Genomic DNA, 22,646 nt, shown 5'->3' with positions numbered 1-22,646 from the left:
GTCTCGCGCCGCCCTCCTCCCTCACTCCGTGCGGGTCTCGGCGCGCGTGGTGACCCGCGCCACGTGCAGCGCCAGGTAGAGCACCTCGTCCTCGGTGAGGCGGGCCCCGCCCATCTCGAGCAGGTAGCGCACGCGCTGCGCGCAGGCGTAGGCGGCGGGATGCGAGGCGCGGATGCCGCTGAGCAACTCGGCGGAAGGGTCGTCGAACAGCGCGTCGGCGTCCAGACGCACGAAGAGGTACCGCAGGTGCGTGACGAAACGCGCGACGTTCATCGACTCGGCATCCAGGGTCACCCCCATCGACTGCGACACCACCTCCAGCACCCGACCGATGCGTTCGGTCATGTGGATGGTGGGGGCCATGCCCTCCGACGCGAACGCGGCGTTGACGAAATGCAGCGCGAACGAGATCGCTTCGTCGGCCGGCAGCACGGCGCCCAGGCGTGCGGCGGCGAGATCCACCGCCTCTCGCCCGACCGCCACCTCGCGGGGATACAGCTGCGACACCTCCCAGCGCAGGGGGTAGTCCATCTCGATCCCCTGGCGCACCCGATCGATGGCGAACGCCAGGTGATCGGCGAGGGGGAGGATGAGCGCCTGCGACACGCGGATCCCCAACCGGTCGTGGGCGCGCTCGGCGACGAGGGCGGCGCACCGCACGACGTCGAGGGGGATGTCCGACAGGTAGGCGGCGATCCGCTCGACCGGATGCCGGGAGTCGGGCCGGAAGACCTGGTCGATGACGGTGGTGTCGTCGAGGCGCTCGCCGCGCTTCCTCCCGTGAGCGATGCCCTTGCCGAGGACGACGATCTCGACATCGTCGTCGCCGCGCACGATGGCGGCGTTGTTGTTCAGAACCCGGATGATCTCCATTGCATCTTCCTTGGATGCCGCGGCGGGCCGCGGGGCGGGCGACGCGGTGGGGGGTGGTGCCGGTGGGCCCCACCCCCCATTGTCACGCTTCGGCGGTGGCCGCCGACTCCAGCGCGCGACCGCGCGTGGCGATGACGTCGGCGTACCAGTACGACGACTTCTTCCGGGTGCGCGCGAGCGTGCGCAGGTCGTCGTCTCCGCGGTCGACGTAGATGAAGCCGTAGCGCTTCGCGGCCCCCTGGTGGGTGGAGACGAGGTCGATCGCCGACCAGGGGCAGTACCCCAGCACCTCGACGCCGTCGGCGATCGCCAGGCGCATCTGCTCGAGATGACGCTGCAGGTAGTCGATGCGGTAGTCGTCCTGGATCGAGCCGTCCTCCTCGGGGGTGTCGAACGCGCCGAGGCCGTTCTCCGTCACCAGCAGGGGCAGGCGGTAGCGGTCCCAGAGGGCGCGGAACGTGGTGCGGAAGCCGACCGGGTCGATCTCCCACCCGAACGCATTGGTCGGCAGGTTCGGGTTCTGCGTGGCGCGGTACAGCCCCACCTCGCCACGGACCATCTGCTGGTCGCCGGGGCGAGCCGCAAGGTCCGCCGACGTGCCCGTGGATGCCGCGACGGTCTGGGTCGCGTAGTAGTTGAACGCCACGAAGTCGGGGCGAGCGGATGCCAGGTCCTCCAGGTCGCCCGGCTCGATCGTCGGCTCCCACCCGCGCTCGACCAGGTACGCCCACGCGAGCGAGTTGTACCGGCCGTGCACGGCGAGATCGGTGTAGAGCCAGTTGCGCACCGCGTTCCAGTCGTCGGCGGCGACGACGTCGTCCGGCTTGCTGGAGGCCGGGTAGACGTAGGCGATGTTGGGGGCCGGGCCGATCTTCGCCTCGGGCAGCATCCGGTGGCACAGCGCCATCGCCCGGGACTGCGCGAGGAACATGTGGTGGTTCTGCTGGTACAGATCGCGCTTCGCGTCGGCGGCGTCGCCCGTGCTCACCCCGAGGGCGGTGCCGTGCAGGATCATCATGTTCTGCTCGTTGATCGTGAGCCACCAGCGCACCTTGTCGCCGTACTCGCGGTAGAGCACCTCCGCGTAGCGCACGAACGCGTCGGCGGTCGCCCGGTTCGACCACCCGCCCTTCTCTGCGAGCGCCTGCGGGAGGTCGAAGTGGTACATCGTCACGATCGGCTCGATGCCCCGGGCCAGCAGCTCGTCGATGACCGCGTGGTAGTGCGCCACGCCGAGCGGGTTGATCTCGCCGTCGCCGTCGGGGATGATCCGCGTCCAGGCGATCGAGAAGCGGTACGCCCGGAAGCCGATCTCGGCCATCAGGGCGATGTCCTCGGCGTAGCGGTGGTAGTGGTCGCTCGCCACGGCGTAGGCCGTACGGTCGGCCCGGCCGACGTTGTTCGCGTCGATGACCGAGGGGCCCTTGCCGTCCTCGTCGATGGCCCCTTCCACCTGGTAGGCCGAGGTCGATCCGCCCCAGAAGAAGTCGGCGGGGAAGTCGGGGAGCTCGCGGTACTGCATCAGATCCCCTTCGTCGCGACGAGGGCCGGTGCACCCGCGGCGGCGGCACCCACGCCGTGCACCTCGAACGCGCCGAAGTCGGTGCTGTTGATCACGACGACCGGGGTGATGGCATCCAGTCCCGCCGCGCGGATCGCCGCGAGGTCGACGTCGACCAGGGGTGCCCCGGCCGCCACGGTGTCGCCGACCGCGACGCGCGGGGTGAAGGGAGCGCCGTCGAGACCGACGGTGTCGATGCCGATGTGCACGAGCAGCTCGGCCCCGTCGGCCGTCTTGATGCCGTAGGCGTGGCCCTGCGCCACGACCACCTCGCCGGCTGCGGGCGAGACGAAGGCGCCGTCGGCGGGTCGCACGGCGAAGCCCTGCCCCATCGCGCCCGAGGCGAACGCCTTGTCGGGCACCTCGGAGAGGGCGACGATCTCGCCGCGCGCGGGGGAGAGCACGGTGAGCGACGCGTCAGCGGGCGACGCACCAGCGGGTGCCGCCTCGACGGGGGCGCGCTCGGCCGCGGCGGCGGCGCGGTCCTTCGCCAGGTCGGCGCGGCTGAACCCGAAGAAGTAGGTGCCGATGGCCGAGAGCACGAAGGCCACGATCGTGCCGACGATCAGCCAGAGGAAGTTCGTCGGGTCGCCCGAGGGATCGATGCCGATCGGAAGGGTCAGCAGGCCGGGTGCTCCGGTCGAGAACACCTTGACGCCGCCCGCGCCCACGATCGCGCCGCCGATGGCACCCGAGATGCCCGCGACGAGGAACGCGCGCTTGCGCGGGAGGGTGATGCCGTAGATCGCCGGCTCGGTCACGCCGAACACGGCGGCGAGCGTCGCCGAGAAGCCGAGGGCCTTCGTCTTCTTCTCGCGCAGGCGCAGCGTCACGCCGAGCGCGGCACCGGCCTGGGCGAGCACGGCCGGGAAGGCGGCGGACTTCATGTAGTCGAAGCCGGTGTTGGCGATGTTGTTGATGAACAGCGGCACGATGCCCCAGTGCACGCCGAAGATCACGAGCACCTGCCACAGGCCACCCATCAGGATGCCGAGCACGATCGGCGAGAACTGGTAGGCGCCGGTCATCAGGTCGGCCATGAGGGCGCTGACCCAGGTGCCGGCGGGACCGATGGTGAGAAGCGTCACGGGGACGACGATCACGAGGCTGATCAGCGGCGTGATGAAGCTGCGCACCGCCTCGTGGATGAACCGGTTGGCCAGGCGCTCGACGTACGACAGCAGCCAGACGGCCAGGATGATGGGCACGACCGACGAGGTGTAGGTCTGCAGCAGCACCGGGATGCCGAGGAAGTCGACGGGGTTGCCGGCGCGCAGGTACTCCAGCATCGTCATCGGCACGCGCTCGCCGTCGATGACCCAGGTGACGTTGACGAGGTTCGTGTAGATCAGGGCGCCCGCGACGGCCATCGCGGTGAAGACGTTCGCGCCGAACTTGCGGGCCGTGGTGACGGCGAGCAGCATCGGCAGGAACGCGAAGAACGCGTCGGCGGTGGCGAAGAGCACCTGGTACGTCGTCGACGACGAGGGCAGCACGCCCGTGGTCGAGAGGATGATCAGCAGGCCCTTGAGGATGCCCGTCGCCGCGAGCACGCCGAGGATCGGCGCGAAGATCGCCGAGACGACGTCGATCACCCGCGAGAGGATGCCGGCCTTCTGCCCGCCCCCGTCCGCGGCGGGGTTGCGGTCCCCGTCGGTGAGCGACGCGGGCAGGCCCGCGTACACCTTGGAGACGTTGTTGCCCACGACGACCTGGAACTGCCCGCCGTTCTCGACGACGGTGATGACGCCCGGCAGCGCGGTGACGGCATCCTTGTCGGCGCGGGCGCGGTCGCGCAGGGTGAAGCGCAGGCGGGTCGCGCAGTGCACGACTCCCGCGACGTTGTCTTCGCCGCCCACGGCGGTGAGGACGTCGCCCGCCAGGGTCGAGTAGTTGACGGTGGCCATGACCGTACTCCTTGTCGTTCGTCATCGAACTCGCGGAAAAAAGGCAACAAAAAAGGCCCGAACTCTGACCAACGGTGTTGGTCGAAGCTCAGGCCTTGCCTCGCTCGAAACGAGTTACATACCAGTGCTCGCATCACGAAGATGCTGAGGTCACATTACACCCGGTCGCGCCGCTGTCAAACGGAAAGATCTCGGCTTCCGGCCCTGTCTTCGGATTCCCGCCCCACGAGGTAGTCGACGTTCACGGTCGAGAGCTCGTCGAGCATCCTCTCCCAGGTGTCCGGGGCGGGAGAGTCCAGGAACTCCCCCTCGAGGAGCCGGTGAGCGCACGACGAGTGCACGAGGCGGTACGCGAAGTCGACGGCGGCGACGGGGTCCGGGTGGCGGATGACGTCGCGATGACGCAGCACGGAGGTGGCGAACAGGCGGCGGGCGCGCAGGCTCAGATGGCGGCCGGCTTCGAAGACGGTCGCATCGCTCAGCCCCACGAGCATGATCGCGCGCAGAGCGTCGGGATTGAGCTGGAATCCCCGGCCCATCGCGATGGTCATGTACCGGATGGTGGCGCGCGGGTCCTCGGCGACCTCGGGCGCCATCTCCACGACCGAATCCACGAGTCGACCCTCCACCTCTCGGAGGAGCTCGCGCTGCGTGGCCAGCAGCAGGCGTTGCTTGTCGCCGAACCGGCGGTAGAGGCTGCCCACGGAGACGCCTGCTGCGGCGCTCACGCTGCTGGTCGTGAGTCCTTCCGCGCCGGCCTCGCCCAGCACGCGTATCGCCGCGGCGAGGATCCGGTGCTCCGTCTGCCGGCTGCGGGCCTGCTGGGGTCGTGGGTGCGCCCGCGGTGCCGACGTCATCCCTCGAGGATAGCCGCTGCGACGTGAGTGATCACTCGCGTTTATGACCGCGATAGATCGGACGGTCGACGGGAGTATCGACCTCTGACCCGCAGTCATGTGAGCATTGGCTCGCATTCATCGGACGCGCCGTCCCGACGATGCGTCCGGTCTCATGTCCACGGATCCGTACAGGAGAGTTCGATGACGAACATCACCACCGAGAGCACCGCCCTCGTTCGCGACCAAGCCCGCGTCAACCCGGTCACCGGACGACCCGCCGGGTTCCGAGAGATCACCCTGCTTCTGGCGGGGAGTTGCCTCTCGGTTCTGGGGGCCGTCCTGCTCGCCCCGGTCCTCCCCGCGATGGCCGCGGAGTTCGCCGCCGTGCCCGGTTCGACGGTCCTGGTCCCCCTGACCCTGACCGTCCCGGCGCTGTTCATCGCCCTGTTGGCGCCCCTCGCGGGAAGCCTGGCAGATCGCTGGGGCCGCAAGCGCGTGCTCGTCGTCGCCCTGTTCGGCTACGCCGTCGTGGGGACGGCGCCCCTCTGGCTCGACTCGTTGATCGGCGTCCTCGCTTCTCGCGCGCTGGTCGGCGTCGCCGAGGCGTTCATCATGGTCTGCTGCACGGCATCCATCGCGGACTACTTCTTCGGGGCCCGGCGCGCCCGCTATCTCGGGCTGCAGGCCGCCGTCACCACCATCGCCGCGACGGTCCTCCTCGCCCTCGGCGGTGCGCTGGGCGCCTCCGGGTGGCGCGCGCCGTTCTGGCTCTACGCGGTCAGCGCGATCATCGCCGTGGCCGCCATCGTCGTCATCTGGCCCATCCGGCAGAACGACGACGGACGTGAGCAGAAGGCGGAGCGTCTGGCGCCGATGCAGTGGCGGCCCCTCCTCCTTCCGGTCGTCGTGTCGTTCGCCGCAGGAGTGCTCTTCTACGCGCTCATCGTCGAGCTGTCGTTCCTGCTCGCCGAGCGTGGCGTCACGGCGACGGCGACCCTCGGGAGCCTCGCCGCCCTCGCCTCCCTCGCAACGGCCGCCGGCTCGTTCCTCTTCCAGCCGCTCGCGCGGCTGGGGGTGCGCGTCCTGCTCTCGGCGTCGTTGGGGCTGACCGGTATCGGGTACGTCGTCGTCATGGTCGCCGGTGGTGTTCCCCTGCTGATGGTCGGTGCGGTGGTGGCCGGATTCGGCGGAGGGCTCCTGCTGCCGACCCTCATCACGTGGGCGATCTCGGGCATCCCTTTCGAGCTGCGTGGCCGGGCGAGCGGAGTGTGGACTTCCTCGCTCTTCCTCGGCGAGTTCATCTGCCCCCTCGTGGTCGCCGCGCTCGCCGCGGCCACGGGCTCCCTCGCCGCAGCGGTGGGGATCATCGGCGTCTTCGGAATCGTCCTCGGCGGCCTCGTCGCCGCTTTCCTGCGCGGTCAACGTCCCCTGACGGGGGATGCCCGGTGACCGTCGCGACCACCCCCGGGTCCGGGCGGCTGCCGACGGGTGCGGCCCCCCAGCACGAAAAGAAGAAGGAGACCGAATGACAGCGTCCATGTCGCTCAGCGAGGCCGAGATCGCCTCGGTCATCGCCGGGCACCGGTTCAGCGAGTTCGCGCACGCGCTCGACAGCAAGGACTGGCAGGGGTATCAGAGCCTCTACAGCGCCGACGGTCAGCTCCGGCTGCCGTGGGGCGACCCCGTCCCGCGCGACCGGCTCGCGGCCGAGACGGAGGTGAACCTCGGCCGGTTCGCCTGCACCCACCACATGATCACGAATGTGCTCGCCGTGCAGGACGGCGGACGGATGACCGTGACCGCCAACCTCCACGCGGCCCACATCTACCCCGAGGAGGCCGGGAAGGCCGCGTGGATCGCGGTCGCGCGATACGACGCCGAGATCGTCCGCGACGGCGACACCTGGCTCTTCCGGCGAGTGACCCTCACTCCGCTCTGGCAGCAGGGAGACGTTCCTTCTCACTGACCACGGAATCTCGAGCGCGGAGTGCGCGCGAGGCCCGTCCCGCCCTCGGCGGGGCGGGCCTCGCTGACGGGCGGTCGCCGTCCGAAGCCGCCGTGTTCCCGGGCGGCGCGCCCACGACGGGGTCACCCCTCGTCGCGGCCGCGCCGCCCGCTGTCAGAGCCGCGACAGGTGCGCCTGCGTCAGGATCTCGGCGGCGGGCCGATCGTTCGCCGCGAGCGCGAGCCAGGTCTCCACGACCGTGTCGGGGTTGAGCGAGAGCGATTGGATGCCGCGGGCCACGAGCCATTGCGCGAAGTCGGGGTGGTCGCTGGGCCCCTGCCCGCAGATACCGACGTATTTGCCGTTGCGCCGGCACGCATCGATCGCGAGCCCGAGCAGGTGCAGCACCGCGGGGTCGCGCTCGTCGAAGGCGGAGGCCATGAGCGCCGAGTCGCGGTCGAGGCCGAGGGTCAGCTGCGTCATGTCGTTCGAGCCGATCGAGAAGCCGTCGAAGTGCTCGAGGAACCGCTCCGCGAGGATGGCGTTGGCCGGCAGCTCGCACATCATGACGACCTTCAGGCCGTTCTCGCCGCGCCGCAGGCCGTTGGCGGCGAGCAGCTCGATGACCGCCTTCGCCTCGCCGACCGTGCGCACGAACGGCACCATGATCTGCACATTCGTCAGGCCCATGTCGTCGCGCACGCGCCGCAGCGCCTCGCACTCCATGTCGAAGCAGGCGCGGAACTCGGGGGAGACGTAGCGCGCAGCGCCCCGGTAGCCGAGCATCGGGTTCTCCTCGTCGGGCTCGTAGAGCGTCCCGCCGACGAGGTTGGCGTATTCGTTCGACTTGAAATCCGACAGCCGCACGATCACGGGCTCGGGCGCGAAGGCCGCGGCGATCATCGAGACCCCCTCGGCCACGCGCTGCACGAAGTACTCCCGCGGCGAGGGGTAGGCCGCGATACGTGCGCGGATGTCGTCGGCGAGGGCGCCGTCGAGCCGGTCGATCTCGAGCAGGGCGCGCGGGTGGATGCCGATCTGCCGGTTGATGATGAACTCCAGCCGCGCGAGGCCCACGCCCGCGTGCGGCAGGCGCGAGAAGGCGAAGGCCTGGTCGGGGGTGCCGACGTTCATCATCATCTTCACGGGGGCCGCCGGCATCCGGTCGAGCTCCGTCTGCTCCTCGGCGAAGCTCAGGATGCCGTCGTACACGAGGCCGTCGTCGCCCTCGGCGCACGAGACGGTCACCTCCTGCCCGTCCTTCAGCGCGTGCGTGGCGACACCGGTGCCGACGACGGCGGGGATGCCGAGCTCGCGCGCGATGATCGCGGCGTGACAGGTGCGGCCGCCGCGGTCGGTGACGATCGCCGAGGCGCGCTTCATGATCGGCTCCCAGTCCGGGTCGGTCATGTCGGCCACGAGCACGTCGCCGTGGGCGAAGTCGTGCATCTGATCGAGGGAGGTGAGCACGCGCACGCGTCCCGCGCCTATGCGCTGACCGATCGCGCGCCCCTCGACGAGCACGGCGCTGCGCTCGGCGAGCACGAAGCGGCTGAGCACGTTGGCCGTCCGGCGCGACACGACCGTCTCGGGGCGGGCCTGCAGCACGTAGAGCTGCCCGTCGACGCCGTCCTTGCCCCATTCGATGTCCATCGGGCGGCCGTAGTGCTCCTCGATCACCAGCGCGATGCGGCCGAGCTCCTCGACCTCCGCGTCGGTGATCGAGAAGCGCGTGCGGTCGTCGGCATCCACTTCGACGAAGGCCGTGCTGCCGTCGACGTGCTGCCCGTCGGAGTACCGCATCGCGATGGCCTTCTCGCCGACGCTGCGTTTGAGGATGGCGGGGCGACCGGCGCGCAGGCCCGGCTTGTAGACGTAGAACTCGTCGGGGTTGACCGCTCCCTGCACCACCGCTTCGCCCAGGCCGTACGAGCTCGTGACGAACACGGCGTCGTCGAAGCCCGACTCGGTGTCGAGGGTGAACATCACGCCCGACGCCCCCACGTCGGAGCGCACCATGCGCTGCACGCCCGCCGACAGCGCCACCTCGTGGTGATCGAACCCGTGGTGCGCCCGGTACGCGATCGCGCGGTCGTTGTAAAGCGAGGCGAACACGCGGCGGATGGCCTGCAGGATGTTCTCGATCCCGCCGATGTTGAGGAAGGTCTCCTGCTGCCCCGCGAAGGACGCGTCGGGAAGGTCCTCGGCGGTGGCGCTGGAGCGGACGGCCCAGGTCACGGCATCCGGATCCTTCTCACCCGAGACGAGTTCGGCGTAGGCCGTGCGGATATCGGCCTCGAGGTCGCCGGGGAACGGTTGCTCCTCGATCCACGCCCGCACCCGCCCGCCGAGCAGGCTCAGGGCGGCGACGTCGTCGACGTCGATCCCCTCCACCGCCGCGCGGATCCGGTCGTCGAGTCCGCCCTCGGCGAGGAAGCGGCCGAAGGCATCGGAGGTCGTCGCGAACCCGGGAGGAACCCGGATGCCGGCGGATGCCAGGTGCGAGACCATCTCGCCGAGCGAGGCGTTCTTGCCGCCGACCTGGGCGAGGTCGCTCATGCCGATCTCGTCGAAGCGCAGGATGTTGGTCATGGTGTGGGCCTTTCGTGGGGTCGGTCGCGCAGGTTCATGGACTGCAGGATCACGGCGGACATCTCCTCGACGCTCCGGGTCGCGGAGCTGAGGAACGGGATGTGGGTGCGGCGGTAGAGGTCTTCGGCCCGGCGGATCTCGAGGGTGCACTGGGCGAGACTGGAATACGTCGAGTGGGGGCGACGCTTCGTGACGCACCTGGCTGAGGCGCAGGGCGGTCGTCGTCAGCCCGAAGCAGCGGTCGGCGTGCGGGGCGACGATGCGGGGCAGTCCTTCGGTGGGGAAGTCGTCGTCGGTGAGCGGGTAGTTCGCCACGAGCAGCCCGTAGTGCAGCGCGAGGTACATCGTGGTCGGGGTCTTGCCGCAGCGGGAGGGGGCGACGATGATGACGTCGGCGCTGGCGAGGTCGCGCCCGCTCTGGCCGTCGTCGTGCTCGATCGCGAACTCCACGGCCCGCATGCGGCGGAAGTACTGCTCGAGGTCGCCGAGCCCGTGATACTGCCCGGCGCGGGTCTCGGCGGTGGCGCCGAGCTCGGCCTCGAGCTCGGTCAGGTGGCCGGCCAGCAGGTCGATGACCACCGCGGCGGCGTCGGCGAGACAGGCGCGGATGCCGGCATCCTTCACCGTCGCGAAGACGATCGGGGCCGCGCCGGCCGCGGTGGCGCGCTCGAGGCGGGCGACCACCGCGTCCACGGCGGTGACGCTGCCGAGGAACGGCACGGTGTGGCGCTCGAAGCGGGCGCCCGGGAAGTTCGCGAGCAGTGCGCTGCCCAGGGTCTCGGCCGTGATCCCGGTGCTGTCGGACACGAAGAACACCGCACGCACGTCCGCCCGCGGGGCGGGGGGAACGGCGGGCGTGAGCGCGGCTGAAGCGCCGGAGGGCGAGACCATGCGTTGACGCTAGGGCAAGGATGGCCGGTCGTTCAGAACACTATGACCGAAAGAAGCGCGTTTCTTTCCCGTGTGCTAAGTGACTCGACCTCGCAGACGCCACCGCCGACGCGGGTCCGGAGGCTCGCGCGGGCGCGACTCCGGCTCGGGGGCCACGGCAGCCCTGCACGGCACGAGGTCGTCGAGTGTCCGGGGCTCGTCGGCTCGAGGGAGCCCGGCCGGGCGCAACGCGGGAGATCTCGCGGGCCGCAGGCCGCTGGGGCTGGAGCCCGGAACTCCTGCGTCGTGTTCCTCAGGTCACGGGAAGAGGCGCTGCCGCGCGGCGGCCGATGTGCACCCCGACGGGCACGTCGTACGCGAGGTACTCCGCCAGCAGGGCGTCGCTGTCGCGCTCGAACAGGCGCCGTGACAGCGCCGCGGCGAGCTTGGTCGCGCCGCCGACGAGCCCGGGGATCTGATGGCCCAGCATCCCCTGGCTGATGCGCGCGCCGTGGTTGAACATGTGGATGCGCGACAGTGCCGATCGCTCGGGCGCGCTCCGGCTGACCAGACCGAAGTCGTCGTCGAGATAGGGGAAGGCGGCCAGACCGGGGTTCTGTGCGACGGCCTCGGGCGTCAGCCGGTCGCTCCACAGCACGGCATCCGGTGCCACCGCGGCGAGCTCGGGTCGGCGCGCGAGATCGGCGACGATCCCCGTCGCCGCGAACACCACGTCGTAACGATGGATGCCGTGCGGCGTGGTGACCGCGATGTCGGTGCCCGTCCACTCGACGCGCTCCCACGGAGACGACGTGAGGAAGCGGAAGCCGTCGAAGGCGTGCGCGCGCCACAGGGCATTCTGCGTCGCGGGCTGGTCGACCGCCGACAGGTGCACGTTGAACGCCCACTTCTGCGCGTCGGCGAAGGAGCCGTAGTTCTCGATGAGGCCGGCGAACTCCATCCACCGGTAGGGGCTCACCTGCGGCATCGCGGGGCGGCGCATGTGCACGTCGACGCTCGCCGCGCCGTGTTCGAGGGCTGTCGCGGCGTTGTCGAAAGCGCCCGTCCCCGCGCCGAGGATGCCGATCCGCAGGTCCGCGAGAGAGTCGAAGTCGATGTCGTCGTGCGTGTGGTGCACCCGTTCGGCGGGGAGACCGTCGAGGAGGGCGGGGAGGTGGCGACCTCCGGCCCCTTCGATGCCGGTGGCCAGCACCACGTGGTGCGCGGGCAGCAGCCACTGCCCGTCGGGCCCGTCGAGGTGCAGTTCGATCGGGCCGTCTGCCGTGGTGGTCAGCATCCGCGTCACACGGGTCGACGGGACGACGGTGATGTCGGACACCTGCCGGTACCACTGCAGGAAGCCCTGCCACGCGGTGGTCGGGAAGTACTCGATCCGCTCCCACGCCTCGGTGCCGTACACCGCCTCGAACCAGGCCCGGGGGCTTACGGCGGGGGTGCCCCAGGTGGGCCAGGCGATGTCTTTCGGTGTGCGGAGCGTGTGCATGCGGGCGTAGGTGGTCCACGGTCCGGTGGCGTCGGCGGGGGAGGCGTCGAGCACGACGACGTCGTCGATGCCCCGCCGCCGCAGCCCGCGGGCGAGGACGAGCCCCGCCTGCCCCGCGCCGACGATCACGACCGGCCGCACGCCGTCTCGTGCGGCGACCCACGAGCGCCCGTCGCCCGCGCTGAGGGCGGCCTGGTGCGCCGCGTCGCGCTCGAGGGCGGCGAGACGCGACGAGGCGTCGGGAAGGGCGGTGAGCACGCTCACTGCGCGTCGATCACGACGCGCACCCCGTAGGCGTCGTCGAGGCGGTGGTTGTGGTGGTCGATGACGTTGGTGTCGTCGAGTTCGAGGTTGACGAAGTCCATGCTCGGCTCGGCGAAGAAGGGGCCCGCGTGCCATGTGCCCTTGCGCAGGGTGATCGCGGTGCGCGGGGGGATGCGGAAGGCGCGCAGGTCGTCGAGTGTGGGCTCGTCGATGCCCGGTGCGGCTACCGCGATGGTCCACTCGACGTCGCCGACCGACAGGAGCGTCTGCGTCGTCTCGAGGTGCCGCGTGACGCGGACGAACTCCGCGGGCTTGTCTTCGAGGTGCATGAGGTAGAAGCGCGGGATGCCGTTCGACACGTCGAGCACGGCCTCTTCGGCGGTGAAGGGGGTGCCGTCCTTCATCGGGGTCAGCGTTACGCCATAGGGTTCGAACGCCTCCGGGCTGACGATCTCCGAGGTGAGGCGATGGGGGGTGAGTGTCTCGGGCATGACAGCTCGCTTTCGTCGGGTGAGGCGAGCGTACACTTGTCCAACAAGTTCTCGACCAGCAGGGCGAACATCGTCACCGTCCCTTTACGTGCCTGAAACCCGTGCCCTCGCGCCCCTCCCGCTGACGTGGGGCGTACGGACGCCGCCGGGTGCGGGCTCCGTGCGGGCACCCGACGTCGGCCCGCCGCATCCCCGGTGACTTGGGTCGTCCGCGCCACCGGTGACTTCGGCCGTATGTACGCGGTCGAGGCTTTTTCGCGTGCATATGCCGCGAGTCACGGCGGCGGCGTCTGGGTGACTTGCGCCGTATGTACGCGGTCGAGGCCTTTCCGCGTGCATATGCCGCGAGTCACGGCGGCGGCGTCTGGGTGACTTGCGCCGTATGTACGCGGTCGAGGCTTTCTCGCGTGCATGTGCCGCGAGTCACGGCGGCGGCGTCGGGGTGACTTGCGCCGTATGTACGCGGTCGAGGCCTTTTCGCGTGCAGATGGCGCAAGTCAGCGCGAGACCACCCCCGTGGGAGGGGGAGACCGACGGAGCGTCAGGACCGCACGCGTCGGATCAGCGCGTTACGCAGACCCGCGGGCGCGGCCAGCTGCACCTCGCGCGACCAGTACCCGATGCGGTCGTCGGCGCCGTACCCGCAATACGTCATCTCGATCACGGGCGTACCGGGCTCGGCATCCAAGACCTCCGCCCGAGCCGCGTCGAGGGCGATGGCACCGATCCACAGCGTCTCCCACGCGACCCGGATGCCGTTGGCCGCCTCCGCGAGGTCGAACACCGGCCGCCGCGGGTCGAGGTCTACGTCGTCGGGGAGCGGCACGAGATCTTCGGCGAGGGCGTAGGGCGCGCCGTCGACCCGCCACATCTTGCGCGTGCGCAGGACCGCGGTGCCATCGGGGAGGTCGTCGTAGCGATCGTCACCGGCATCGAGGGTCACGCGCTTGGCCGCGACGACCTCGAGGGTGGGCTCGTAGCCCGCCGCGCGGATCGAGAGGGAGTGATCGAACTGCTCGTCGATGCGTCGGCCGACGCCGGGGAGCCGCCGGTTGGGCGAGGTGCGCGCGCCCTGGGTGCGGTGCACGTACCCGCGCTCCTCGAGGCGGATCAGCGCCTCGCGCACCGAGTTGCGGCTCGCGCCGGTGAGCTCGGCCAGGCGGGGCTCGGAGGGAAGCGTCTCGGCATCCGCCCGCCAGAGATGCCGGATGCGGTCGATGAGCGCGTCCTGGTCGGGGGCGCGCTCGTCGGTCACGCCCTCACGCTACCGCGGCATCGGGGCAGCGGTGGGGATGCCGTGATGAGGGGAGGATGCGGGGCCGGGGGAGGAGGTTTTTGGGGCGTGGAATGCTCCGCTGGTTCCTGGTCCTCCGCTCGTCACGCACTCGACGCTGTGCGGCGGGGCGCCGAGCGCGCGCACCGGCAGGCCCCCGCGCGGCGCGCGCCGTGCGGGCGGACTCAGGCCGAGCGCGCCGAGCGCGACCGCGCGAACGGACTCAGGCCGCGGCGCCCACCACGGCGGCGATCGCCGAGGTGAAGAAGCCCAGGCCGTCGACGCCCGGAGCGCATGGCGGCCGGCATCGCGGGGCCGAAGCCCGGCTCGACCGCGTGCTCGGGGTGCGGCATGAGGCCCACGACGTTGCCGCGCTCGTTCGTCAGGCCGGCGATGTCGTCGAGCGAGCCGTTCGGGTTGACGCCCAGGTAGCGGAAAGTCACGAGGCCCTCGCCGTTCACGCGAGCCAGAGTCTCGGCATCCGCGATGTAGCCGCCGTCGGCGTTCTTCAGCGGGATGACGATCTCGTCGCCCTCGGCGAAGTCGCTCGTCCAGGCGGTGGAGGCGTTCTCGACCCGCAGGCGCTGGTCGCGGCGGATGAACTGCTGGTGCGCGTTGCGGATGAGGCCGCCGGGGAGCAGGTGCGCCTCGACGAGCATCTGGAAGCCGTTGCAGATGCCGAGCACGGGCATGCCCTTGGCGGCGGCGTCCTTCACCTCGGCCATGATCGGCGCGAAGGCGGCGATGGCGCCGGCGCGCAGGTAGTCCCCGTAGCTGAAACCGCCGGGGAGCACCAGGGCGTCGACGCCCTTCAGGTCGTGCTCGCCGTGCCACAGGGCGACGGGCTCGCCGCCGGCGAGGCGGATCGCGCGCTGCGCGTCGCGGTCGTCGAGCGAGCCGGGGAAGGTGATGACGCCGATGCGGGCGGTCATTCCACGACCTCGATGTTGACCACGTCTTCGATGACGGCGTTCGAGAGCATCTCGTCGGCCAGCTCGCGGGCTCGCGCGAGCGTGGCGTCGTCGACCTCGCCGTCGACGGTCAGCTCGAACCGCTTGCCGATGCGCACATCGGAGAACCGGTGCTCGCCGAGACGCGAGAGGGCTCCGGCCACGGCCTTTCCCTGGGGGTCGAGAAGCTCGGCCTTGGGCATGACGTCGACGACGATGGTGGGCACTGCAGCTCCCGGAGTCGGTGGTGTTGTGTATGTCAAGTCTATAAGAGGCGACGCGCCCCGCCGGATGCCGAGAGCGCGCCGTCTCGCGCTTGTGGGAGCGCTCCCACACCGACGTGGCATGATGTGAGCGGCGGTGCGAGGATGCCCCTCGCGCACACGGAAGGAACCCGATCGATGTCCCACACCCGAGCATTCCCCGACGGCTTCCTCTTCGGCGCCGCCACCGCCGCGTATCAGATCGAGGGAGCGGCGTTCGAGGACGGCCGCACGGCATCCATCTGGGACGCGTTCAGCCGCGTGCCCGAGGCCGTGATCAACGCCGACAACGGCGACGTCGCGTGCGATCACTACCACCGCTATGCCGACGACGTGCAGCTGATGAAGACGCTCGGACTGCAGACCTACCGCTTCTCCACGTCGTGGTCGCGCGTGCGCCCGGACGGCGGCGCGCTCAACCCGAAGGGCGTCGACTTCTACAAGCGGCTCGTCGACGAGCTGCTGGATGCCGGCATCCTCCCCTGGCTCACCCTCTACCACTGGGACCTCCCGCAGGCCCTGCAGGATCGCGGCGGCTGGACGGTGCGCGAGACCAGCGACCTCTTCACCGAGTACGCGCTCGACATGCACGACGCCCTCGGCGATCGGGTGAACGTGTGGACGACGCTGAACGAGCCGTGGTGCTCGTCGTTCCTCAGCTACACCGCCGGCGCGCACGCCCCCGGCCACTACTCTCAGGCCGAGGGAATGCTCGCAGCTCACCACCTGCTGCTCGGGCACGGGCAGACGGTGCGCGAGCTGCGCGCGCGCGATGCCTCGCTCAACCTGGGTCTCACGCTCAACCTCACGGTGGCGGATGCCGTGAACCCGGCGGACTCGGCCGACCTCGACGCCGCGCGACGCGTGGACGGGCAGTTCAACCGCTGGTTCCTCGACCCCGTGTTCCGCGGGCAGTATCCCGCCGACATCATCAAGGACTTCCGCGACACCGACGCCGAGGCCGTCGCCCGGTGGGCGGATGCCGTGCAGCCCGGCGACCTCGATATCATCTCGACGCCCATCGACTCGCTGGGGGTCAACTACTACCACGGCGAGTTCGTCGGCGGCACGGCGCCCGAGGTCGACCCGCCCGCGGGCGACGCTCCCACCGCGCGGCCGATCGGCAAGCCGTTCCCGGCGCACGACGACCTGTTCTGGCACGACCGGGGCCTCCCGCGCACCAACATGGGGTGGGAGGTGCAGCCCGAGGGGCTCACCCGCCTGCTCGAGCACGTGAGCGAGGAGTACGCCGCCCCCGCCGGTACCGCGCTCTACGTCACCGAGAACGGTGCCTCCTTCGACGACGAGGTCGTCGTCGAAGACGGGGCGACCCGCGTGCACGACGCCGAGCGGGTGGCATTCGTCGACGCGCACCTGCGGGCCGTTCTGGATGCCGTGGACAAGGGCGTCGACGTGCGCGGCTACTTCTACTGGTCGCTCATGGACAATTTCGAGTGGGCCTGGGGATACGCCAAGCGGTTCGGGATCGTCGCCGTCGACTACGGCACCCAGGAGCGCACGATCAAGGACTCGGGCCGGCATTACGCTCGCATCATCGCCGATCGCGCACTGGCCACCGAACCCGCGGTGTGACCGTCGCCTGAGGGCCGAGGAGGCACCGCGATGGAGCTCGCACCCGTACGGGGAAGTGCGACGATCGAAGAAGTGGCGGCCCGCGCCGGCGTCTCGCGATCGACGGTCTCGCGCGTGGTCAACGGTTCCACCGCGGTCTCGCCTACCGCCCTCGAAGCCGTGCGCCGTGCGATCGACGAGCTGCAGTACGAGCCCAACCGGGCGGCGCGCTCGCTCGCCAGCCGGCAGACGCGGGCGATCGCGCTCGTCATCCCCGAGCAGACCGACCGGTTCTTCGGCGACCCGTTCTTCGCCTCGATCGTCGCCGGCATCAGCGAGGTGGTCGCCGCGAGCGACTACCTGATGAACATGCTGATCGCCAGCGACGACGCGAGCGCCAAGGCCCTCGCCTACCTCCGCGGCGGCAGCGTCGACGGGGCGATCGTCGCCTCGCACCACACGAGCGACACCTTCCTCGAGCGCATCCCCGATGTGGTTCCTCTCGTCTACGGGGGTCGGCCGGCGCGGGTGCGCGACGAGGACTACTACGTCGACGTCGACAACGTCGCGGGCGGCCGGGCCGCCACCGCCTTCCTCATCGAGCGCGGTCATCGCCGCATCGCGACGGTGTCGGGGCCGGCGGACATGACGGCCGGCATCGACCGCCTGCGGGGTTTCCACGACGCGATGGCCCCTGCGGGGCTCACTCCCGTCGCCGTCGAGAGCGGGGATTTCTCGGAGAGCGGCGGAGCGCTGGCGATGGACCGCATCCTGACCGCGACCGACGGACTCGACGCCGTCTTCGTCGCGAGCGACCTGATGGCGCGCGGCGCGTACGCGGCGCTCCGGGCGCGGGGTGTCGAGCCGGGGCGCGATGTCGCGGTGATCGGGTTCGACGACTCGTCGGTCTCGACAGCGCTCGCCCCCGCGTTGACCACCGTGCGCCAACCCTCGCTCGAGCAGGGACGGCGGATGGCATCCGTGCTCTTGGACCTCCTCGCGGGGCGCCCCGCGGCGCACGCGACGATCCTGCCGACCGAGATCGTGCGACGCGCGTCGTCCTGACGCGGCGCCCCACGGCGCCGTCGGCGTCGACGCGGCCGCGGCGGGGACCGCTTCGCGGATCCCCGCCTGAGCCTCAGCGGTCGCGGTCGACCGGCTGCTGGTACACGTCGGGCACGCCGTCGCCGTCGGCATCCACTTCTTCCGCGAGGGCGAGCTGCTTGTAGCGGCGGTTGCGCACGAGCAGCACGGCGGAGGCGAGAAGGGATGCCACGAGCGAGGCGACCATGATCGCGATCTTCGCGTCGTCGGTGTGCGGGGAGCCCGCGGGGAAGCTGAGCTCGGCGATCAACAGCGACACGGTGAATCCGATGCCGGCCAGCAGCCCGACTCCCGCGAGGTCGATCCACTTCAGCGCCGGGTCGAGGCGAACGCGCGTGACGAGCGTGAGCAGGCGCACACCGAGCAGGATGCCGAGGGGCTTGCCCAGCACGAGCCCCGCGACGACGCCGATCGTGACGGGGTCGGCCAGGGCGCGGAGCAGGCCGTCGCCGCCGCCGACGGAGACGCCCGCGGCGAAGAACGCGAAGATCGGCACGGCGATGCCCGCCGAGAGGGGACGGAAGCGGTGCTCGAACTGCTCCGCAAGGTCCATGCCCCGTGTCTGGGGTCGGCGCCGCGACGCGGCCACCGGAACCGTGAAGGCGAGGGCGACGCCGGCGATCGTGGCATGGACGCCGGATGCGTGCAGGAACGCCCACGCGGCGAAGCCGATCGGCAGCAGCACGACCCACGCGCCCCACGGCGTGCGCGCGAACCACGCGCGGCCGCGGTGGGCGATCACGCCGTAGACCCCGACGAGCACGATGAAGACGGCGAGCGGAAGCAGCGAGATGTCGCTGGTGTAGAAGATCGCGATGATGGCGATCGCGATGAGGTCGTCGACCACCGCCAGGGTCAGCAGGAAGATCCGCAGCGGCCCGGGCAGGTGCGAGCCGACCAGGGCCAGCACGGCGACCGCGAACGCGATGTCGGTGGCCGTGGGGATCGCCCAACCCGCGAGCAGACTCGGCTGCGTGTGCACCACGGCGACGTAGATGAGGGCGGGCACCGCGACACCGGCGAAGGCGGCCGTGACCGGGACGATGGCGGTGTCGAAGCGGCGGAGGCTCCCCGCGACCATCTCGCGCTTGAGCTCGAGGCCGACCAGGAAGAAGAAGACCGCGAGGAGTCCGTCGGCGGCCCAGGCGCCCACGCTGAGTTCGAGGTGCCAGGAGGCGAAGCCGAATCGGACGTCGCGCAGAGCGAAGTACGCATCGGACGCGGGGGAGTTCGCCCAGACGATGGCGGCGATCGCCGCGCTCACGAGCAGCATCCCGCCGACGGACTCCCGGCGCAGGAGGGTGGTGACGCGGTGGACTTCGGCGTAGCCGGGCCAGCTCGGTGCGCGCACGGTGTCAGGGCTCATCACTGCTCCTCGAGGGTCGATCGATCGACTGTCGACCAGACTTCCCGACGCACCGCCGTCCATTCTACCGGCCAGGGGAGCCGGCGACCGGGCCGGGGAGCCGCGGGGCCGCGCTCCGTCCGGGCGGGCGCGGCCGGTCACCGGGACCGACCGCGCGGACGGATCACGCCGATTCTTCGTCTTCCTCGGGGTTGAAGTGCGAGGCGGTGTCGGAGAGGCCCGCGGCGACACCGTCGGGGTTGCTCGGGATGGTGCCGTCGCCCCCCAGACCGCCGGGCTTGGGCTCGCCCTCGGGGTCGGTGGATGCGTCCTCGGTGGGCGAGACCTCGACGTCGGCGCCCTCGTAGGCGTTCTCGTCGGCGGCGGCCTGCGAGGGGTCGGAGATGTCGGATGCCATGAGAGTGCCTCTCGTCGTCGGTGGCGGGGCGCCGGTCGGTGCCCGCCCGGGTGGCCGACGTTACCGAGGGGACGACGCGTGCCGGTCCCTCTTGCGAGGCGGTGCGCGGTGCGGCACACGGCTGACCGCTCGCGGCCCATTGCCCGCGGCGCAGGGCCACGGCGCGGGGCCACCGCTCACGGCTCACGGTCCTCCCGCGGGCGCCGTCCGCCCGGGGTCGCGGCCAGGTGGCCCGGCGAGATCACCCCCGTCCCCCGAGATGACACGCGATTCGCCGCAATTGCGGGTCAGCTCGCGAATCGCGGGTGATCTCGGCGGGCCGACGCGGGGGGCGGGTCGCCGCCGCCCGGGCGTCAGCGCGGGTCGCCGCCCAGCGGACCCACCGCGGGGATCGGGCCGCCGTCGTCGGCGCCGGTCTTGCGGGCACGGGCGATGGCGTTGCCGAGGTGGTAGATCACCAGGGCGGCGACAGAGCCGAGCACGATGGCGCCGAGTTGGAAGTCGCCGAACTGCATCGTGAAGCCGGCGATCGCGAGCACCAGGGCCACGGCGCCGGTGTACTGGTTGACCGGGCGCGAGAAGTCGACGCGGTTGTCGACCCAGATCTTGATGCCGATGATGCCGATGAGGCCGTACAGCGCGGTCGTCACACCGCCCAGCACCCCCGGCGGAATGGTGTTGAACACCGCGCCGACCTTCGGCGACAGGCTCAGCACGATCGCGGTCAGGCCGGCCACCCAGTACACCGCCGTCGAGTACACGCGCGTCGCGGCCATCACGCCGATGTTCTCGCCGTACGTCGTCGTGCCCGAGCCGCCGAAGGTTCCGGCGAGGGTGGTGGCGACGCCGTCGGCGATGAGGGCGCGTCCGGTGGAGCGGTTGGCCGTGGCATCCGTCATCGCCGCCACACCGCGCACGTGCCCGACGTTCTCGGCCACGAGCACCAGCACGACGGGGAGGAACATCGCGATCACCGACCAGGTCGCGGGCGACGCGAAGTCCGCGACCTGGAACGTCGGCAGCCCGACCCAGGGAGCGGCCTCGACGGCGGCGAAATCGATGAGCGTCTCGCCCGTGGCGGCCTGGATGAGCACCGTCGCGACGTAGCCGACGATCACGCCGAGGAAGATCGAGATGCGCCCGAGGAAGCCGCGGAACAGCACGCTGAACAGGATGACGGCGATCAGCGTGATCGTGCCGGGCAGCGGCTGCAGCTGGAAGTTCGACCACGCGACGGGGGCGAGGTTGAAGCCGATGAGGGCGACGATCGCGCCGGCGACGACGGGCGGCATGACCTTGTCGACCCAGCCGAGGCCGACGAACTGCACGACGAAGCCGATGGCGGCCAACAGCACGCCGACGGCGACGATGCCCGCGAGGGCGGAACCCGTGCCGGCGGTGGCGGTCGCGGCGGTGATGGGCGCGATGAACGCGAACGACGAGCCCAGGTAGCTGGGGAGGCGGTTCTTCGTGACGAGGAGGAACAGCAGCGTGCCCACGCCCGAGAACAGCAGTGTTGTCGACACGGGGAACCCGGTCAGCACCGGCACGAGGAACGTCGCGCCGAACATCGCGATGACGTGCTGCAGCCCGATCGCGATCGTGGCGCCCCAGGTCAGGCGCTCGTCGGGGGCGACGACGGCCCCCGGTTCGACGGTGCGCCCGTTGCCGTGCAGCTTCCAGCGGAACATGTGTCTCCTTGGGTCGGAGGTCCCTTCGACAGGCTCAGGGACCGATTGCGGAGGGCCGGTGGCTGAGCCTGCGGAAGCCTCCGCCGGTGGCTGAGCCCTTCGAAGCCTCAGGTCGGGGGTCCCTTCGACAGGCTCAGGGACCGATTGCAGAGGGCCGGTGGCTGAGCCTGTCGAAGCCTCCGCCGGTGCGCGGTCAGGCCGTGAGCAGCTGCAACAGCTCGGCGTAGCGGTCGCGGGTGCGCTCGACGATCTCCGCCGGGAGGGCGGGCGGCTCGCCCTGCTTGTCCCAGTTGGCGGCGAGCCAGTTGCGCACGATCTGCTTGTCGAAGCTCGCCATGCGCTCGGCGGGGGTCGTGCCGGTGCGCCACGCTTCGGCATCCCAGTACCGCGACGAATCCGACGTCAGCACCTCATCGGCCAGTGTCAGCACGCCGTCGGCGTCGAAGCCGAACTCGAACTTCGTGTCGGCGAGGATCAACCCGCGCGCCTCCGCGGTCGCCGACGCACGGCGGTAGATCTCGAGCGACAGGTCGCGCAGCGCCTCAGCGGTGTCGGCGCCGACGATCTCGACGGACCGCTCGAAGCTGATGTTCTCGTCGTGCTCGCCCATCGGCGCCTTGAACGCGGGCGTGTACAGCGGTTCGGGCAGGCGGTCGCCGTCGTTCAGGCCCTCGGGCAGCGGAATGCCGCACACAGTGCCCGACGACTGGTACTCGGCCCAGCCGGAGCCGGTCAGGTAGCCGCGCACCACGCACTCGATCGGCTGCATGTCGAGCGAGCGCACGAGCATCGCGCGCCCCTGCACGGCATCCGGGATCAGGGTCACGGCGTCGTCGCCCGCGAGGGCATGGTCGGGCACGAGGTGGTTCGGGATCGAGCGACCGCCGTCGGCACCGGCCAGCTGGTCGAACCACCACAGGCTGAGCGTGGTCAGCAGTGCTCCCTTGTCGGGGATGCCGGGCGAGAGCACGTGGTCGAAAGCGCTCACGCGGTCGCTGGCCACGACGAGCAGGTGAGCGGGGGCGGCGCCCTCGGCCGTGTCTGCGGGCACGTACAGGTCGCGCACCTTGCCGGAGTAGACGTGGCGCCAGCCGGCGAGCTCGAGCGGGGGAGCGGAAGTCACCTGACCATTATCGCGGGTGCCGGTGCGGGCCCGGGATTGTGTCACAGCCGTCCGCCGCGCG

17 protein-coding genes and 2 pseudogenes are annotated in these 22,646 nt (G+C 70.8%); 4 read left to right on the top strand and 15 right to left on the bottom strand.

Annotation, left to right across the window (positions count from 1 at the left end):
• Positions 1 to 21: 21 nt before the first annotated feature.
• The 4 genes from QE392_RS02150 to QE392_RS02135 all read right to left on the bottom strand — a co-directional run bounded on the left by QE392_RS02150 (position 22) and on the right by QE392_RS02135 (position 5,198).
• A complete protein-coding gene (locus QE392_RS02150; RefSeq protein WP_307447193.1) occupies positions 22 to 873 on the bottom strand; it encodes a PRD domain-containing protein in 852 nt (283 codons plus the stop codon).
• 82 nt (positions 874 to 955) lie between these two features.
• The gene (locus QE392_RS02145; protein WP_307447191.1) at positions 956 to 2,395 is read right to left on the bottom strand and encodes a glycoside hydrolase family 1 protein; all 1,440 of its coding nucleotides are present in this window, start codon (positions 2,393 to 2,395) and stop codon (positions 956 to 958) included.
• A complete protein-coding gene (locus QE392_RS02140; RefSeq protein ID WP_307447189.1) occupies positions 2,395 to 4,341 on the bottom strand; it encodes a beta-glucoside-specific PTS transporter subunit IIABC in 1,947 nt (648 codons plus the stop codon). The genes QE392_RS02145 and QE392_RS02140 overlap by 1 nt, the downstream gene beginning before the upstream one ends.
• A gap of 176 nt (positions 4,342 to 4,517) precedes the next feature.
• Positions 4,518 to 5,198: a TetR/AcrR family transcriptional regulator gene (locus tag QE392_RS02135; protein WP_307447186.1), complete on the bottom strand. Its 681-nt coding sequence runs from the start codon at positions 5,196 to 5,198 to the stop codon at positions 4,518 to 4,520.
• Between the two features lie 183 nt (positions 5,199 to 5,381).
• Here QE392_RS02135 and QE392_RS02130 point away from each other — a divergent pair, with 183 nt between their 5' ends.
• Positions 5,382 to 6,629 (top strand): MFS transporter, encoded by a 1,248-nt coding sequence (locus QE392_RS02130; protein WP_307447183.1) that lies wholly within the window; start codon positions 5,382 to 5,384, stop codon positions 6,627 to 6,629.
• 76 nt (positions 6,630 to 6,705) lie between these two features.
• Positions 6,706 to 7,146, top strand: coding sequence for a nuclear transport factor 2 family protein (locus tag QE392_RS02125; protein ID WP_307447180.1), 441 nt, complete (start codon positions 6,706 to 6,708; stop codon positions 7,144 to 7,146).
• A 153-nt stretch (positions 7,147 to 7,299) separates the two neighbouring features.
• On the opposite strand, the gene ppsA is transcribed toward QE392_RS02125, so the two are convergent.
• The 7 genes and pseudogenes from ppsA to purS all read right to left on the bottom strand — a co-directional run bounded on the left by ppsA (position 7,300) and on the right by purS (position 15,296).
• Entirely contained in the window at positions 7,300 to 9,717 is a 2,418-nt protein-coding gene (gene ppsA, locus QE392_RS02120) for a phosphoenolpyruvate synthase (RefSeq protein WP_307454001.1), read from the bottom strand.
• 240 nt (positions 9,718 to 9,957) lie between these two features.
• A pseudogene (locus QE392_RS02110) lies at positions 9,958 to 10,608 on the bottom strand (kinase/pyrophosphorylase); the annotation flags it as partial.
• Between the two features lie 292 nt (positions 10,609 to 10,900).
• Entirely contained in the window at positions 10,901 to 12,355 is a 1,455-nt protein-coding gene (locus QE392_RS02105; RefSeq protein WP_307447178.1) for an FAD-dependent oxidoreductase, read from the bottom strand.
• Entirely contained in the window at positions 12,352 to 12,846 is a 495-nt protein-coding gene (locus QE392_RS02100; RefSeq protein WP_307447175.1) for an ureidoglycolate lyase, read from the bottom strand. The genes QE392_RS02105 and QE392_RS02100 overlap by 4 nt, the downstream gene beginning before the upstream one ends.
• Positions 12,847 to 13,387: 541 nt before the next feature.
• Entirely contained in the window at positions 13,388 to 14,101 is a 714-nt protein-coding gene (locus QE392_RS02095; RefSeq protein ID WP_307447172.1) for a GntR family transcriptional regulator, read from the bottom strand.
• Between the two features lie 241 nt (positions 14,102 to 14,342).
• Positions 14,343 to 15,051 (bottom strand): annotated as a pseudogene (gene purQ, locus QE392_RS02090) (phosphoribosylformylglycinamidine synthase subunit PurQ).
• Entirely contained in the window at positions 15,048 to 15,296 is a 249-nt protein-coding gene (gene purS, locus QE392_RS02085) for a phosphoribosylformylglycinamidine synthase subunit PurS (RefSeq protein ID WP_307333504.1), read from the bottom strand. Before purS ends, purQ begins: the two are co-directional and overlap by 4 nt.
• 174 nt (positions 15,297 to 15,470) lie before the next feature.
• Between purS and QE392_RS02080 the strand changes: the two genes are divergently transcribed.
• Complete coding sequence (locus QE392_RS02080; protein WP_307447169.1) at positions 15,471 to 16,925, top strand: glycoside hydrolase family 1 protein; 1,455 nt, start codon at positions 15,471 to 15,473, stop codon at positions 16,923 to 16,925.
• Positions 16,926 to 16,955: 30 nt separating this feature from the next.
• Positions 16,956 to 17,969, top strand: a complete 1,014-nt coding sequence (locus QE392_RS02075) for a LacI family DNA-binding transcriptional regulator (protein ID WP_307447166.1) — start codon at positions 16,956 to 16,958, stop codon at positions 17,967 to 17,969.
• Between the two features lie 73 nt (positions 17,970 to 18,042).
• On the opposite strand, the gene nhaA is transcribed toward QE392_RS02075, so the two are convergent.
• The 4 genes from nhaA to QE392_RS02055 form a co-directional block, all read right to left on the bottom strand.
• Positions 18,043 to 19,374 carry a Na+/H+ antiporter NhaA gene (gene nhaA, locus QE392_RS02070; protein WP_307447164.1) on the bottom strand — a complete coding sequence of 444 codons (1,332 nt, stop codon included), beginning with the start codon at positions 19,372 to 19,374 and terminating at the stop codon, positions 18,043 to 18,045.
• Positions 19,375 to 19,537: 163 nt separating this feature from the next.
• Complete coding sequence (locus tag QE392_RS02065; RefSeq protein ID WP_307447161.1) at positions 19,538 to 19,771, bottom strand: hypothetical protein; 234 nt, start codon at positions 19,769 to 19,771, stop codon at positions 19,538 to 19,540.
• 353 nt (positions 19,772 to 20,124) lie between these two features.
• On the bottom strand, positions 20,125 to 21,462 hold the full coding sequence (locus QE392_RS02060) for a uracil-xanthine permease family protein (RefSeq protein WP_307447158.1): 1,338 nt from the start codon (positions 21,460 to 21,462) through the stop codon (positions 20,125 to 20,127).
• 193 nt (positions 21,463 to 21,655) lie between these two features.
• Positions 21,656 to 22,585, bottom strand: a complete 930-nt coding sequence (locus QE392_RS02055) for a phosphoribosylaminoimidazolesuccinocarboxamide synthase (RefSeq protein ID WP_307447156.1) — start codon at positions 22,583 to 22,585, stop codon at positions 21,656 to 21,658.
• Between the last annotated feature and the right edge of the window lie 61 nt (positions 22,586 to 22,646).

The sequence above is a fragment of the Microbacterium proteolyticum genome (assembly GCF_030818075.1).
GTDB lineage: Bacteria > Actinomycetota > Actinomycetes > Actinomycetales > Microbacteriaceae > Microbacterium > Microbacterium proteolyticum_A.
The sequence above is the reverse complement of the archived record's forward strand: the minus strand, read 5'-3'. Positions and strand labels throughout refer to the sequence as shown.